The following is a 14,959-nucleotide window of genomic DNA, read 5'->3' on the forward strand; positions in this document are numbered from 1 at the left end:
AGTTCGCCAAGTTCGCCATCGTCACGCACGACAAGCTCCGGCGCTGGCTTCGTTCCACGCTCGGCGACCTCAGATGGTGGGGTGAGCGCTCCCGCCAACAGTCATGCGACATGGTCACCGAGGTCCAGACGGGTGGTTGCCGGTGCAACGACGGTTTGTGGCTCCAGTCGTAGGGAGCCGCCCTGTCCATTTCCGGTGACGGGCTGGAGGTAGGCAGGAGGGAAGGCGATCCGCGCCCACTGTGGGTCGTCTGTGCTGGGAGCACGGCGGCACATGGGGCACAGCACCCCGTAGCCGGAGGCGCCGACCTCGGGCAGCAGCGCGGCGTGGGTGGCCCAGGAGCTTGCGCATCCGTGAGGGCAGGGGATCAGCTGGATCCGCTTGCGGCCGCTGCCGGGGAAGTAACGCAGGTACCGGGGGCGGGTGAACCCAGCGCCACGAGCGGGGGGCTGGACGAGTCCGTGGACAAGGCGCTCGGTCACGCCCAGGGCCAGGGCAGCGTCGGTGACGCTGAGCCCACGGTGTTGCAGCAGAGGTTGATCCAGCGTGGCCAGCAGCTGGTGCACCCACCTGATGTCGTCGGGGCAGGCGGCGTCACCCCAGGCCAGGTCTGGGTTGGTGTAGGTGGCTGCGACGAGGTCCTTCCAGGGGCGGGGCCACGCCGCGGTGGCTGGGTCGTCGGAGCCGGTGACCGCTGCATGCACCACCCGCCGGACCCCCGGGATGGGGTGATCGATGAGGGCGTTCTTCGCGCCGCGGGAGGTGATGCCCTGTTGCACCAGCCAGGGCATGATCCGCATCGTGAGCAGGGTGAGCCGGCCGAGCTCGAGAGTGTCGGCGACGTCCTGCAGGTCGCGGCCTTCGGCCATGGTGTAGCGGACGGCGATCTCGGTGGTTGCCATCGCCTTGCCGGGGCGGCCGCGCACGTTGCGGATGACCCCGGACAGGGGAAGGACTGCTTCGCCTCCCTCGCGCAGCGGAAGGGCTGCGGTTGCTGACCATTTCAGCTCAGCGTTGTCGCAGGTGAAGGTCCAGTCCCGGAGGATGTCGTCGGCGACCTGCCCGAGGCGGACAGGTCCGCGGCCGTTGGATCGCGCTGCGGTCTCCAGCCCGGCGACGAGGTAGGCGGCGAGGGTGATGTTGGTTTCTGTTTCTTGGGGTGGTTGCGCTTGTGCGCTGTAGTCGGTGAGCTGCTGCTCCAGGTTGGCGACCGCGGCGGCTGCAGTGTTGGCGGCGTGGTCCTGGTTTGTGGCCATCGCGTCGTAGCGGTCAGCGCCGCCGAAGTCACCGGCTCCGGCGCAGCGGGCGGCCTGCAGCCGAAGGTTCATGGCGTCCTGGACCGCCTGGGCCTGCTCGGTGCGGGCCTTGTCGATGCGGGCGCGTAGCCCCGCGGTGCGATCGAGGGAGCCGGTGGTGTCGGTGAGGTCGTGCGCTTCCACGATGCTGGTCGGATCGAGCATCTTCTCGACCGCGTCGTTGAGCGCCACGGCGACCGAAGCGGTGAGCTCGCGCAGGCTCCCGGTCGCGGCGATGTGGTCCGGGCGCCGCTCGCCGGTCCCCATCCAGGTCCAGCCTTTCCGCCCCCGCGCCCAGGTGCCGACGCTCTCGCGGCGGAACAACACGATGAAGTTCTCCTTCCCGTTCATGTTCTGCCGAGCCTCGATGCCGTACTCGGTGGGCTCATCGGGGTAGCGAGCGTGGGGGGAGTCGGGCGGGACCAGCCAGTTGTTGAAGTGCTGCAGGACGCGGCGTTCGGTGACGGCATGGGCGCGGCCCCCGGTCTGCTGTCGGGGTGCGCGGAGCTCACGCAGCAGGCGGGCGCCGACCTTGCGGCACACCTCATCGGAGATCCCGAAGCGGGGGACCACCTGCCCGCTCGCGTCCCGCGGCCACGGCCAGGGCTCGGAGAGCACGTCGAAGTGCCCGTACTCATCCAGGTCATCGGCATAGATCGCCGGGACACCGTCCAGGACGATGCCGCGTCCACGGATGTCGTTGTTCAGCCGGCGGAAGTACCGCCCGGTGCGGACGAGCTCGACCTTGGTGATGAAGAGCCTGGTGTCCGCCTCGAACAGGCTGGCGGGATCGTCCCCGGCTTCGTAGCGGTCGATAGCCTCCGGGGTAGGGGGCACGGCCGGCTTGAAGTTCGAGCGGAGGAACAGGCTCTTGGCTATGCCGTACTGGGACGAGTAGTTCGCGCGGGTGTCAGCGTAAGTCGCTCCAAAAGTGGTGTGAGAGCGTCGCTCCAGCTTGCCGGCGGCCTCCAGCTCGATGGCCTTGGCGGCGATCTGCTGCCACCCGGCGCCCGCAGCGGTCATCGCGTACAGCTCGCCGAGTGCTTCGATACGGTCGTCCTGCGCGTGGGGGAGCAGACCCCGGTCACCATCCCTGACCTGGCGACCGTGCTCGTCACGTGCGTGGTTCCAGCCGTGGGGCATCTGGGTCTCGGCGATCGCGGCGCCACCGGTGCGGTACTTCAGCAGGCGCTTGCCGGTGAGCCTGCGCCGCCGGGCAGGGTCATCGCTGCTGCTCACCAAGCCGAGAGCGCCGAGACTCAGCTCGTCGGAGGCGTTCTTCAGGTCATAGACCTGTCCGCCGAGGATCATCCGTACGTCGCGGATCTTGCATTTGCTCTTCAGCGCCGCCCAGTCCGCCGCGTCGCGTCCGGCGCGGGTCACGTCATCGGCCCACCGCAGCTGCCGCAGCGACGGAAAGTGGTTGATCAGGGCGAGCAGCAACCTGGTGTAGCCGTTCTCGTCCTCACCGTCTTCGCGCACGATGTGGCGCAGCGTGGAGGACAGCGTGACGCTGACGATGAGGTGGTCACCGACCATCGCGACCGCGGCGATCGGGTCGGCTCCCGTGGCGGTGTGGTGCAGATCCCGCAAGCGGATCCAGGTCACCCTGTATGCCGCCCCCACCTCCGGGTGCGTCGGGTCCCATGCCTCATCAGGCCAGGCGTTGACGGTCTGGATCGCGGTGTCGGCCCCGTAGATGGAGACGTGTGCGGCACGCTGGGCGGCGATGCCTGCCCGGTCACCCACCACCGAGAAGCGGGTGATGTCGGCAGTGTACGGCGCGCCGGCGGGGAGCAGGGCAGCCAGAGGCCGGTAGACCTTGCGGTCGGTGTACTGGGTCATGAAGTTCCTCCGGGAGTAGTGGGTGCGCGACCCACCGTGCCGAGGGCGCCGTCAGCGGCAGTCGCAGCGATGGAGGAGTCGTCACTCACTGAAATGGACGACGAGTCCTGCACCGGGACCACAACGTTGGGAACGGCGTGGATGCGGACGTACACCGGTGCCGACGCCGGGTCGGCACCCGCTGCGACGAGCGCAGTCATCGCACGCAGTCGGGCCAGCTCAGCGCGGTAGGCGGACAGGGCAGAGGGCGATGTCGCGGGCGACGTGCCAGAGGGGTTCGTGGGCATCCCCGCACCCCTTGGCGCGCACACGCAGAACCCAAGGGCGCAGCCGCAACGGCCTCGGGCCAGTGCGGCACGCACCACCCGGTGGTTCGTGCCGGAAAGAAACTGCGCTCTAACCCTTGTGGGGCAGTGGTGCGCCCCGAGCAGTACGGACGGGTCACCAGAAAAAGAAGGCCCCCGCGGATCGTGGGGGCAGCAGCCTCCACACCGCGGTCATCTGCTGGAGGAGAAACACCATGGCATCACCCCAGCCGCTGACGACCACCCGGTCGAAGGCCGCACGATCCTCATCACGCTCCGCGGCACACGCCGCGGACTACAACCGCCTCGTCACGCTCTGGGTGGGTCTCGCCCGCCAGACGGTCGTGGCCGAGGCCCACAACCTCCTCGGGGCCACCGAGCTCCGCTCCCGCCTCAACAGCGTTGAAGACGCCCTCGTGAAGCGCCACGGCGCCACGACGACAATCGTGGCGCTGGTGGAGTGGGAGTCGCAGTACCTGCACGCCGGCGACGGCGACCCTGCGTCGTGCTTGACGTGTCGGCGGGTGAGCGCCGAACCGGGGCCACGGCTCGCGCTGTCGGCTCGAGTCCCCGGTGGTCGGCGATGACCGCCACCATCCTGGCGCCGGCAGCCGGCGCCCAGGACAACACCGTCAGCGTCACCGGCACCACGATCCGCATCACCGACTGGACACTCACGGACCGCGCGTCAGCAGAGCTGGTTCGGGCGGCGATCGCCGACGGCGGCGACGTCGAGGATCTGCTGCGGCGTGCGTTGCCGGTCGGCCTGATCGCGGTGACTATGAGTGCTGCCAGTGTGGACACGGGTTCGATTCAGCGGATGCTGGATGGCCTTGCTCGCGACGTCGACAAGAGGTCGCAGCAGGCCCTCGTCGGGCTCACCGAGGTGGTGGGTCGGCTTCAGGCCGGAGAGGCGAGCGTGCAGAACGTTGCCACGTCCGTCCTCAAGACACTGCCGGCGCGGATTGATGCCGTGCTGGCCGGAGAGAGTGCGTCCATCAAGGCTTCCGTGGCTCAGGCCACCCAGCAGGTGCAGAGCGCCGGGCTGCAGGAGCTGCGGTGCGCACTGGACCAGCACGCTGAGGCCATGCGGCGGTCGGTGACGTTGGACGCTGATTCCCCGGTGCAAGCCTTGCGCAACGATCTGACGGGGCTGATCTCCAGCAGTCGTCAGGAGATCAGCGGTCAGCTCTCCGAGGTGCGGGCGCTGCTGGCGGCCGCGGATGCGGCGAGAACCGCCGGGCGCGCCTCGTCCAGGCGAATCGGAGCCGATTTTGAAGCGGCTGCCATCGCCCTAGCCAACGACGTAGTCACGGCGGCTGGCGATCGACTCGAGGAGTGCGGGTCCACCCCAGCCCCAGGCGGCACCCGGCGCACCGGGGACGCCGTAGCGACCCTGAGCGCTGCGGTCGCCGGGCGGGGAAAGGAGCTGCGGATCGTCTTCGAGGCGAAGAAGCGGACCCGACCCCTCTCAGCGGCGGCGTTCAAGCGCGAGCTCGACGCCGCTCGCACCACTCGGGATGCGGTCGCCGCCATCGCCCTGGTCCCTACCTGCGAGGAGGTTCCTGGCGGTGGACCGCTCGCCCGGGTCGACGAGTTGTCCTACGTGGTCACCGCGAGTGACCAGCAGGCTGTGACTCTCACTTTTCTCGTCGTCCGCGAACTGATTCTCCACGGGAGGCAGAAGGACACCAGTGCTGGACCCGATCTGGCCAAGGTCGACAGTCAGCTGCAGGCCGCCATGAGGTCCCTGCAGGAGTTCGACCAGGTGGCCAAGCTCGCCGACCAGGCGAGCAAGAACCTGGTTGACCTCAAGGCCACCGGGGGGCGGGTCAAGCAGCGTCTCTACGACTCGATCACCGCAGGGCTCACGGCACTGCACGCATGACCCCAAGCGGGGAGAGGCTCACCAGCCTCTCCCCGCTTGTCGTGTGCTCACAGCCGACACCGGGCCGGCGAAGCCCGGGGAACTAGACGGCCGCGAGTGCTGCCAACACCGGTTCCGTTGCGCGCGCCGTATGTGTTGCCTGACAGGTCCGTGCTGACCCGGACGGTCACAGCACGTGACCGAATCCTGGACAGACGACGTAGCCCACCTGCTGAGCGCCCCCGGCCGGAACCTGCGCATCGCCGTCACCCAGCAGGGTGAGGTGCTGAACAGCTACAAGGAGCGCGCCTGGCCGGCCCGCCGCCCGGTATTGCCGTACGCGGTACACCTGGCCAACGACGCTGGGTTCTGGACGCTGGGCCTGGACGTCGACGTCCACGACGACGCGGAATGCAGCGAGCAGGTACGCGCACTGGGTGAGTGCCTCGATGCGGCCGGGCTGGGCTGGGTGAGCGCGCGGTCGGGTCCGAGCGGGCGCCGCCACCTGTGGGCGACCTTGGCGCAGCCGGTCCCGCTGGAGGAGATGGCATCGGTCGCCCGAGCGTTGAAGAAGGTAGCACCGGGACTCGACATCGGCCTCCTGCTGAACCAAAGCACGGGCGCCCTCCGACCACCGGGGTCACCGCACCGGATCGCCGGCGGCGCGGTGCTGGAGGGGGAGCCAGCTGCTGCCCGGGCTGTGCTGGCCGCGCGCAACTCGGCGGCCGCGTGGCAGAAGCTGGTGCGGTGGGCGCAGGAGTACCACCCGGACACAAGGACAGTGCGGACCGGTGATGTGCAGAGGCGCCTCGCCGCGCTGCCCGTGGTGGGTGGTGCCCCACGCCTGCGCAGCGAGCGCCGGGAGCTCTCCGTACCCATGCAGGCGCTCCTGCTCAGCGGTGGCGAGCCCGGCGACCAGCACGACAGGTCAGCCGTCACCGCGGCAGTCACCCTGGCGATGGTCCAGGCGGGCTGGACCTTCCCCGAGTACCTCGTGGCCGTGAACGATGACCGTCATGAGGGTCTTGACCACCTACGGCGTCGGCGCTCAGGAAACCGGTTCCTGCCACGCCAGGACATCAACGACGCAGCGAAGCGCATGTGGATTAAGCGGATCGAATACGCGCTCACCAGTCCCGCGCTGCGTGGCGATTCCGAGGGGCTGCGGCAGGTGGCGGCCGTGGCTGCCGCTGTCGCTGCTTGCCCGTGGGGCGGTCAGCGCGGCTACGTGGACCGGGCAGTGCTGGACGCGCTGCTGCACGTCGCGGACAAGCGCGGCAACCCGGAAGTCTCGGCGAGCTGCCGTTGGCTCTCGAGCACGGCAGGACCCTCATCGTCGGCGTGCGCACGAGCCCTGCTGCGGCTCACCCAGGCAGGCTGGCTCAGCGTCAACGCTGGGCGGGAGGTCACCGACGCCCGCACGTACCGCCTCCATGTTCCCGAGGGGCTGGCGGTGGCGGAGTTGGTGAGTGTCGTGGACGAATCTGCTCCAGGTGGGACACAACTCCCTACGCCCCTTATACGCACACCGCTGACCGCCCGCTGCCACGACGCCATGACCCAGGAAGGGCTCGGTCCCATCGCCGGGTGGCTGCTGGATGAGCTCACCCACGAGCCCACCAACGTGGCAGGCTTGCACACTCGCCTCGGCCTGCACCTTCGAACGGTCAGTCGTCACCTGCGTCGCCTGAGCGCTGCCGGCCTCGTGGACCGGCTACCGGACGGCGGCTGGCGGCGCAGCCCCCGTGAGCTCGATGACGCCGCTGCCGAGCTCGGTGTTGCAGGGACCATGGCTCGCCGCCGCGCCCACCACCAGGCTGAGCAGGCCGCCTACCAGTGGCTGCTCGCCGACACCGCCGCCCGCCGCCGAGATGCCGGCGAGCGTCGGGCAGTGCGCCCAGGCATGGCCTACCCCCGAGCCCGGGATGGCCGTCTGTGCTGGCGGAGCGCGGTCCACCTCACCGGACAGGGCCTCGGCCTGCGCGAGGATGAGCGGAACCGCCTGGGTGCTGACGGGGCCATCGTCCAGTGCGACACCCCGGCCGGTGTTCGGCGGCCCTCCGGGGCGTCAGGAAGCGCCGCCAAGACCAGGCCGGGGACCAGCCGCGGTGCCGCGACGCGCCCACCCCGCGACGCGAAGGCGAGCCGCCCAAATCTGGTACCTGGGAGCGAGCCGGTCAAGGTCCCCGCTCAAGTTGGCCTGTGGTGAGCGACCTGTCCACCAGCGGCCATCGCGTCCATCCCGCTAGGTGACGGGACCGGCCGCCTCTCGTCGCCAGCGTGGCCGGCCACCAGCATCGGGTGCTGCAGCACGCGCCGGTCGGTGCGCTCCGCGGGCACCTGGAGGCTGGCCAGGTGCAGGCGGGCCCGGGTCGCGCTCATGCGGCGAGTCGGTGGACGGCCTGCTGTGCCAGGGTCGCGACCTCGTGGGCCTTCGCGGCGTCGCCGGCGAGCAGCACTCCGGAGAAGCCGGCAGCGGACAGCACCTCCGTCGACGACCGGGTGTGGACGTATCCGGTGGTGGTGGAGATCTCCGACGTCACGCCGAACTGCGCCGCAGCGGTGGACGTCAGGTAGGCGGCGCAGCTGCCTCTAACCGCGCTGGCCCAGCTGCTATAGCAGGGCGCGACCTGCCTCGGCAGCCAGATCACCGACCTGCTCGCCTCCGAGCTCCACAGCGCCTACGCGGGGAGGTGTTCGCCCACCTCATCCAGGCGGTGTACGAAGCTCCGGGCAGCCTTCGGGCATCGGGCATCGGGCATCGGGCATCGGGCATCGGGCGTCGGGCATCGGGCACCGGCTTCTCGGCGAGACCCTCGCTGCCGCGAACGCAACGGTTGCCTGAGCAAGACCAACCACCGCCACGCCGGCGCGTGTTCGTCCCGGGCCATGGGCGCTGGGGCGGGTGAATGGGACGTCAACCGGCGGGATGCCCCTGCGGCGGGTGCGCATCATGGCGCGTTCCGAACTGTATGACCCATGCCATCAACTGAGCTTCAGGAAGCAGACCCTCTCGCCGACGCTCTGGCGCCGTACCCAGTGCGGCGCGTGCTCGAGCTGCGGGACAACCCCAGGGCACGGGCCCGGCTTTCCCGGGCACTGTGGCCGGCGACAGAGCACTACGCCTACCCACTCCTGGCCGAGCTGTGCCGGCAACCCCGCGACCGCCCCGCGGTGCTGGCCTTCGCTGGACTGGCCGCGACGTACCACCAAGTGCCGCACGACCCGCACCTTCCGCTTGGGGCACTGGCCCGCGCCCTCGTCGGACGAGGTGTGTTGCCCGAGACCGCGACCGACCGGCGCATTACGGCACTGCAGACCCAGAAGCTACCGGTCGCGCTTCACACCCTCCGGCACCTGCTGCACGCAGCACAGCCGCTGAACCACGGCGTGAACTGGACGGCGCTGTACTGGGACATCAGCTTCTGGGACACCAGCGACCCCCAACGGCGCACCCAGCTGCGCCGCCGACTGCTCGACGCCTACTACCGACCCATCAACCACACCCAGGAGAGCACCGCGTCATGAAGTTCCTCAACGTCCACATCATCCACCCCGTCCCGTTCTCCAACATGAACCGCGACGGCCACGGCTCGCCCAAACAGATGACCTACGGCGGCGTGCAACGCGCACGCCTATCCTCTCGAGCCCTCAAGCATGCGGCTCGTGGCGCGTACGAGGCGGACTCCCCGGGAGACCGCACACCGCGGTCGAAGTTCCTGCCCGGCGAGGCGGAGGGGCTCGCCCTGAATCTCCTTAAGTACGAGGGCGTGAACTTGACCGAGGACGAGAACGCGGCGTTGCGCAACTCGCTGCGCACACAGATCGACGGGTTGTCGAAGAATGCCGCCAAGGCGGAGGCGAAGAAGGCGGCGGCGAAGCCGGGCGCTGCAACGGCGCCGGAGAAGGACACCATGGTGTGGTTGGCGGAGAAGGAGCTGGCCACGTTGGCCCGCACTGCGTGCGCCGCCGCAGGGTATGAGCTACCCGCCACGGGCAGCTTCCTCACCGACAGCACGAGCAGCCTGACCATCGCAGCGTTTGGACGCATGTTCGCTACCCGCCCCGAGCTAAAGATCGAGGGCGCCGTCCAGGTCGCGCACGCTTTCACCACGCATGGGGCGACCACCGACATCGACTACTTCGCCGCCAACGATGATCTGCGCATGCAGTACGCCGGCGACGGCGGCGCCGGGCGCATGGATGCGGCCGAGTTCAGCTCCGGCGTGTTCTACCGCTACGCGGCGGTCAATCGTCACGAGCTGCGTGCCACTTGGTCGGGAATCGACGAGGAGGACGCACCGCAGCGCCTCCACGCGTTCTTCACCAGCCTGCTGCTGTCCCTACCCGCGGGAAGGGCAAAGGCGGCCGCGCCCCACGGGTTGCCGGCCACGGTCTTGCTGACCCAGTCCCGCCAGGCGTTGTCCTACGCCGCGGCGTTCGAGCGCCCACTCACAGCGCATGAGGGGTGCACCACCGCCTCCGTCAGCGCGCTGCACAGCTACCACGTCATGGCGACTGCGAGCGCCCCGTCCTTGTTCGGCGCCGAAACCCTGATGTCCCTGACCCCGACTGCCGGGGCCCAGTCCTTGGACGAGCTGGTGGCCGGCGCCGCCGCATGGGCGCAGGGGGAGGACTGATGAGCGTTTGTCGTGCTGCGCCTGGCGGGGCCGGAGATGGCATGGCCTGCCGGCGCCACCAGGGCGCTACGGCCCACCAGCCAGACACCCGCCCTCTCCGCGCTATGCGCCCCGCTGAGTGCTACGGCCGTGGTTCCGCGGGGAGGAGCGTCCCCTGACTGAGTTTGGAGGCGGTAGTACCGCTCCGAGATCACGGGGCCGCGGCGGGCTGTCCCGTCCACTGCCCACATGGCCTCGTCCTGCTTGCTGCCGGAGTCCACGATGCCGAGCTCACGATGTTCGCCAGCGACCCCACGGGGGAGCTGTGGGAGGTGTGTTCGCGGGCGGAAGGCGTGGGCGCTCAACGTTCCTGTTCGTCCTCGCCGAGGTGGTCGGCTCCTTTCCCACCGCCCGCACCGCTTCACGGGGTGCGCGAGGCGCAGCCCCCAGATGGTGTTCGAGGTTGAACCCGATCGGGCGGTCGGCACCTACCCGGGCGTGGCCCGCTTCACCTACGAGGTCACTGACGTGCCGCGGTCACCGGGCTGGCGGAGCGGCGCCGCCCAGTACGCCGGACCCCACTTGGGGGGTGACCAATGGTCGCTGAGGGGTGCGCGGGTGCGCCCGTGCGCCGTATCCACACTGTGGCCGAGTGACTACAAGAGAGCGACGGGGTAACCACAGAAAGGCCAGAGGCCCCGGAACCGCAGGCCTCCGTAGAGATGCCGTTGGGCTCCGACCCGCGCTAACGACGCCACCGTCCCGCCGAAGGGTCAATTCTTGGCAGGACCGGCGCGGCCCCCGGCACGCGGGCGGCCCCGTGGCACAGTCGCGAACGTGCGCGTTACCGACTTCTACCTTGACGCCCCCGACCCGTGGGGTCAGCCCGGCGGCGACCTGCAGCCCAACCTGGACCGCCTCGCTCAGCTGCTACGCGGCCCGCTGCCGGACTGCACCGACGTCGAGGTCGCCGTCGCCCTTGCCGAGCTCATCCATGAGGAACTCGAGAAGTACGGCACGAGCGGCGGCGAACGATTCTCCAACGTCGACATCCGCGACGCGCTGCGAACGCTGCGCGCGGTGCTAACACGCATCGGCATCACCGCCTTCGACCCACCGTTTCGGGACTTCTCCACCTTCCGCGACCACTGGATCCGCGAGGGCATGGCCGGCTCAGGCGGCTACACCGCGCGCCGCGGGCTGCTTAACGACCTGTTCGCCGACCTGCACCGCCAGCTCGGGAGCTGGAGTCCCAGTCACTGAGCTCGGTGCTGACCGCACCAGTCACCTCGCACACCCGCCTCGGCTGGCCAGCGGTCGACGTGGAGCTCAACGAGCTACGCCGACATTTCGCCAGCGCACACACCCCACAGGACTACCGCGGGGTCGGCAACGACTGCGTCCACGTAACTGAGGCACTGAGCCGGCTGGTGTACAACCCGACTGTCCACCTGCGTCCGGGCGAGGACGAGCCCCCGGTCGCCAAGACCAAGCAGCGGCTGGACCGCTACATCGACGATGCGCTGAGCGGCCCGGACAACGCGCCACTGCGCCGGCTGGCCAAGGCCGCCATCGAGGTCGCCCAGCAGGTCAAGCACAGCGGGGACCCGACCCGCACAGAGGCTGGTATCGCCGCCGATGCGGTCATCCTGCTGGCTAACATACTGCGCCGCCTCGTCGAAGGGTCCTAACGCGACCGGCCTGTTTCAGTGTCAACTTTTCCTTGTTTTCCGCTGTCAGCAGGGCCGACCGGAGCGCGCCGCTCGTCCGACTTGCCCAGAGTCAACGGGTGTTTCGCTTACGCTCACCGCCGTCGAGATCGTCTAGCGCGCCAGGGAGCGACCCGTGCCCAAGCCCGACCTGCGCATCACCCGAGTGCCGATGCCGGACTGGGTGCTGCGACCGATCACCACCGCCGGGCCTGATGAGCTCGGTGGCCAGCTCGAGTGGCACTTCGCGACGCCGTGGCTGTTTCGGGCGCTGGCCTCGCCCCAGACGTACGAGCCGGTGCTGGCCTCGCCCGGCCCGCAGGACCCGCTGGAGCAGCGCTGCGGCTATTGGACCGGTGCGCTTTACCTCATGCTGTACCGGCTCGGTTGGGCCGACCCGGCCCGAGGACTGGCCTGGTGGGCCTCCGCCGGCTACCCCGACGACTACGACGACCTCACCCTGCGCCTGATGAAGAAGGTCTGGGTGAACGACGGCCGGATCGAGCTGTTGCGCGCTTGGCTGGACCTCCAACAGCGGCCCCTCCTGCCCCAGTTCGCCGAGCTGTGCGGCTACGCCCGCGTACCCGGGCGGGGCAGTGCGCCCGCAGCCGCGGCAGCTCCCGCCACCGTCGCGGCGCTTTACAACAATCCGCTCGGGCCGGCGAGTTTGCATCTGGAACCGACCGCCCGCACCCACATTCAGGGGCCCTTCCTCGGAGGCGGCGAGAGCGCCCGGCCGCCGCTCCTCCTTCGGGCCGACGAGCGCCAGCGCCGAGCCGTGCTCGTCGTGGACTCGATGATGGGCTGGTACACAGCCCTAGTGAGCTGCGGGAGCACATTGCCCGACCTGGGCGGCCGGTCCTGGCACGTGGATGTATTTGCTACCTCGGTAGGGCACCTCGGCCGCTACCGGCGCTCACGTACGTCCGGAATCTGGTTCACCGGCCAGCACTCGGTCCACCTCGCCGGCACCTGACCCAGTACGGCTTTGCACCGTCGGCATGGTGCTCTCCGCCCTCGACCGGCTGATCCCCGCACCGCACCAGGTGCGGAAGGCGAAGCTGCCCGGCTCACCACCGGCGCCGCAAACGTGGAGGCCGCCGGACTCACCCACTACACGCAGACGCTGTCACGGCCACGATGGCCTTGTACCGCGACTACGTGGCCGCACCGGCCACGTCTACATCCCGGTCCACACCGGGAGGCCGGAACCAACCTCGGGGATGAGGTTCGTGCGCTGCTGACCCGCCCCACTATCCCCACCGACAACCAGCGTGCGTGCCTTGAGGCTCTGCGCGGTGGTCCTGGAACCGCCAACGGTGTGCTCAGGAGCCCGGCAAGACACCCTCGCTGCCGCTGAGCCGCTGAGAAAGCGTCTTGCGGTCACGGTGTCGCGTCGGCCGGGTCGCGTTGCCAGCATCGAATTGGCGCGTTCTGCCGCGTCGTCACTGCGACCTTGGCGCGCGCAGAGATCGAAGGTTGGCGAACAGTGGGTCGGCCGCGAGGGCTTCGACGTCGGGTGCGCACTGTTGTGGCACCGTGCCCTCCTGCACGAGCAGGCTGACCGCCCGCTCCAGCTGCTGGTGGGTGAACCGAATTTCTCGACGCCCGCCGTACCGCACGTGCTCCACAGCCCCGCTTCGGGCCATCGTTCGCAGGCGTGACTCGGCGATCCCTGCGAGCGCGGCGGCGGCGGCCGGCGTGAGGAGAAGAGGGGCGGAAGGCGGGGTCGCGGTCATGGTCGGAGACCGTGCGGCGACCGGCGGACTGGGCAACCGCACCACCCTCAGGTGCCGCCCAGGCAAGCACTACCGCTGCAGGTCGCGGTCGGCTACCTCGGGCAGGCCTTGCTCATCGACGGACAGCTCACCGCCGCCCCTCTCCAGATGGACGCGATCGGCGGCAGCGACCCACGGCGTCTCGCGGCTGGCCGTGGCTGGGCTCGTCCGGGTGGGCGGCGCGGTGGCGGAGTGCCCGACCATGCGGTCGTGGATCACCCCGAGCTCGTGACCGTCAGTCTCCTGCATCAGGTGCCCGTAGTAGCGCTGCGTCGTGTTGATGTCGGCATGCCCCAACCTGCGCATGGCGACGTAGGCCCCACATCGACTGTTCAGCAGCCAGGTCGCGTGAGTGTGACGGAGCCCGTGGAGGGTGAAGCCGGCGGGCACCGCGCCACCGCACTGCGCGACCGCTGGCTTGAAGAAGCGGTCATTGAAGTTGCTGTGGTGCAGGTTGCCTCCGCCGCGCATCGTGAACACACGGTGGTCTGGGCCCAGTCCCTGCACCAGCGGCCTCAGGAGCTCGACCACGACGGGCGGCAGCGGGATAGTCCGTCGTGACGCGCGGGACTTCAGGCGGCCCAGCTCTCGGCCCCCGTGCGCGCCCTTGCGGCACGCGAGGCGGATGTCGACGTAGGCGTCGGTGTCCTCGGGATCCAGGTGTAGGTGCCGCCTCTGCAGGCCGGCCGCTTCGCCCCACCGCACGCCGGTGCCGACGAGGAACGCCAACAGCGGGGAGAAGTGCGGATCGATCGCGCCCGCGAGCGCACGGTAGGCCGACGGCTCCAGGTGCGGGCGCTCGACGTCCTGACGCCCCGGCAGCTGCACGGTTCGGCAAGGGTTCCGCGTGATGCGCGGCTCGTCCTCATCCACGGCGTAGCGGAAGACCTGGCCAACGAGGGAGACGATGTTCTGGACGGTCTTGGGCGAGAGCGTCTGGGCTGAGGGTCGGCGCTGGGCGTCCAGGGCGTGACGGTCTTGCAGCCACCCCACGAAGTTCGCGACGGACAGAGGGAGACCGTCGGGGCCGAGCACCGCGGAATGGGCAGTTCGTGCACGGGCAGGGATGAGGGCGACGTCGGTGTTGCCGAAGTACGGCTGGGCGTGGTGGCGCAGCAGCGCCGCTCCGTCTGCACGGGTGCGCGCTGAAGCCGAGGTCCACTGCTGCAGAAAGAGCTCCACGAGATCGCTGAAACCCACGAAGGGAGCGGTGGCTGCCGTGCTCTGAGGAATCAGCGCGGGAGGGTGCTCGCCCCGCACGTAGGTGAGGGCGCGGTCGAGGCCGTGTCTGCTGGCCAGTGTGATGAACAGGCGTGCGTCGTCCTCGGTGGCGAAGGGCTCGCTGCCGCGCGTGGGCCCGGGCAGGGTGGGGTCGTTCTGCCACCGGGCTCTCCAGCCACGGCCATGGGGCTCGGCGGAGAATCGCTTGGGGTAGGGAGCGGCAACGGCGGGCATGGCGGGAAGTTCCTTCCGGTCGTCTGACCGGTTCGACCGTCCGCCGCACTCGCCTGAGCGCCACCGCCGCATACGAGGGCGGGAGC

Annotated in this window: 12 protein-coding genes; 8 read left to right on the forward strand and 4 right to left on the reverse strand. The window is 69.7% G+C overall.

The features are described from left to right. Window positions 1–101: 101 nt before the first annotated feature. Window positions 102–3,140, reverse strand: coding sequence for a hypothetical protein (locus tag AC3YNX_RS16465; RefSeq protein WP_489996171.1), 3,039 nt, complete (start codon window positions 3,138–3,140; stop codon window positions 102–104). 520 nt (window positions 3,141–3,660) lie between these two features. Here AC3YNX_RS16465 and AC3YNX_RS16470 point away from each other — a divergent pair. From AC3YNX_RS16470 to AC3YNX_RS16480, 3 genes are all read left to right on the forward strand, one after another. Further along, window positions 3,661–4,032 (forward strand): hypothetical protein, encoded by a 372-nt coding sequence (locus AC3YNX_RS16470; protein WP_489996172.1) that lies wholly within the window; start codon window positions 3,661–3,663, stop codon window positions 4,030–4,032. Then, entirely contained in the window at window positions 4,029–5,333 is a 1,305-nt protein-coding gene (locus AC3YNX_RS16475; protein WP_489996173.1) for a hypothetical protein, read from the forward strand. Before AC3YNX_RS16470 ends, AC3YNX_RS16475 begins: the two co-directional genes overlap by 4 nt. Window positions 5,334–5,508: 175 nt before the next feature. Beyond that, the gene (locus tag AC3YNX_RS16480) at window positions 5,509–7,521 is read left to right on the forward strand and encodes a hypothetical protein (RefSeq protein ID WP_489996174.1); all 2,013 of its coding nucleotides are present in this window, start codon (window positions 5,509–5,511) and stop codon (window positions 7,519–7,521) included. A gap of 169 nt (window positions 7,522–7,690) precedes the next feature. Here AC3YNX_RS16480 and AC3YNX_RS16485 read toward each other — a convergent pair whose 3' ends face one another. Beyond that, the gene (locus AC3YNX_RS16485) at window positions 7,691–7,963 is read right to left on the reverse strand and encodes a hypothetical protein (protein ID WP_489996175.1); all 273 of its coding nucleotides are present in this window, start codon (window positions 7,961–7,963) and stop codon (window positions 7,691–7,693) included. A 328-nt stretch (window positions 7,964–8,291) separates the two neighbouring features. Here AC3YNX_RS16485 and casB point away from each other — a divergent pair, with 328 nt between their 5' ends. The 5 genes from casB (at window position 8,292) to AC3YNX_RS16510 (ending at window position 12,616) form a co-directional block, all read left to right on the forward strand. Further along, complete coding sequence (gene casB / locus AC3YNX_RS16490) at window positions 8,292–8,840, forward strand: type I-E CRISPR-associated protein Cse2/CasB (RefSeq protein WP_489996176.1); 549 nt, start codon at window positions 8,292–8,294, stop codon at window positions 8,838–8,840. Continuing rightward, window positions 8,837–9,952 (forward strand): type I-E CRISPR-associated protein Cas7/Cse4/CasC, encoded by a 1,116-nt coding sequence (cas7e, locus tag AC3YNX_RS16495; RefSeq protein ID WP_489996177.1) that lies wholly within the window; start codon window positions 8,837–8,839, stop codon window positions 9,950–9,952. Before casB ends, cas7e begins: the two co-directional genes overlap by 4 nt. A gap of 816 nt (window positions 9,953–10,768) precedes the next feature. After that, entirely contained in the window at window positions 10,769–11,194 is a 426-nt protein-coding gene (locus AC3YNX_RS16500; RefSeq protein ID WP_489996178.1) for a hypothetical protein, read from the forward strand. Window positions 11,195–11,199: 5 nt separating this feature from the next. Continuing rightward, window positions 11,200–11,622 (forward strand): hypothetical protein, encoded by a 423-nt coding sequence (locus AC3YNX_RS16505; RefSeq protein ID WP_489996179.1) that lies wholly within the window; start codon window positions 11,200–11,202, stop codon window positions 11,620–11,622. A gap of 154 nt (window positions 11,623–11,776) precedes the next feature. Continuing rightward, a complete protein-coding gene (locus AC3YNX_RS16510) occupies window positions 11,777–12,616 on the forward strand; it encodes a hypothetical protein (RefSeq protein WP_489996180.1) in 840 nt (279 codons plus the stop codon). Window positions 12,617–13,085: 469 nt separating this feature from the next. Here AC3YNX_RS16510 and AC3YNX_RS16515 read toward each other — a convergent pair whose 3' ends face one another. After that, window positions 13,086–13,379 (reverse strand): hypothetical protein, encoded by a 294-nt coding sequence (locus AC3YNX_RS16515; protein WP_489996181.1) that lies wholly within the window; start codon window positions 13,377–13,379, stop codon window positions 13,086–13,088. A 69-nt stretch (window positions 13,380–13,448) separates the two neighbouring features. Continuing rightward, window positions 13,449–14,873: a tyrosine-type recombinase/integrase gene (locus AC3YNX_RS16520; RefSeq protein ID WP_489996182.1), complete on the reverse strand. Its 1,425-nt coding sequence runs from the start codon at window positions 14,871–14,873 to the stop codon at window positions 13,449–13,451. Between the last annotated feature and the right edge of the window lie 86 nt (window positions 14,874–14,959).

It is taken from the genome of Rhodococcus sp. Z13_19A, from assembly GCF_058133575.1.

Excerpts from the sequence above, each read along its gene's own strand:
- AC3YNX_RS16465 (WP_489996171.1), bottom strand. The coding sequence starts at position 3,140 with ATGACCCAGTACACCGACCGCAAGGTCTACCGGCCTCTGGCTGCCCTG.
- AC3YNX_RS16470 (WP_489996172.1), top strand. The coding sequence starts at position 3,661 with ATGGCATCACCCCAGCCGCTGACGACCACCCGGTCGAAGGCCGCACGA.
- AC3YNX_RS16475 (WP_489996173.1), top strand. The coding sequence starts at position 4,029 with ATGACCGCCACCATCCTGGCGCCGGCAGCCGGCGCCCAGGACAACACC.
- casB (WP_489996176.1), top strand. The coding sequence starts at position 8,292 with ATGCCATCAACTGAGCTTCAGGAAGCAGACCCTCTCGCCGACGCTCTG.
- cas7e (WP_489996177.1), top strand. The coding sequence starts at position 8,837 with ATGAAGTTCCTCAACGTCCACATCATCCACCCCGTCCCGTTCTCCAAC.
- AC3YNX_RS16515 (WP_489996181.1), bottom strand. The coding sequence starts at position 13,379 with ATGACCGCGACCCCGCCTTCCGCCCCTCTTCTCCTCACGCCGGCCGCC.
- AC3YNX_RS16520 (WP_489996182.1), bottom strand. The coding sequence starts at position 14,873 with ATGCCCGCCGTTGCCGCTCCCTACCCCAAGCGATTCTCCGCCGAGCCC.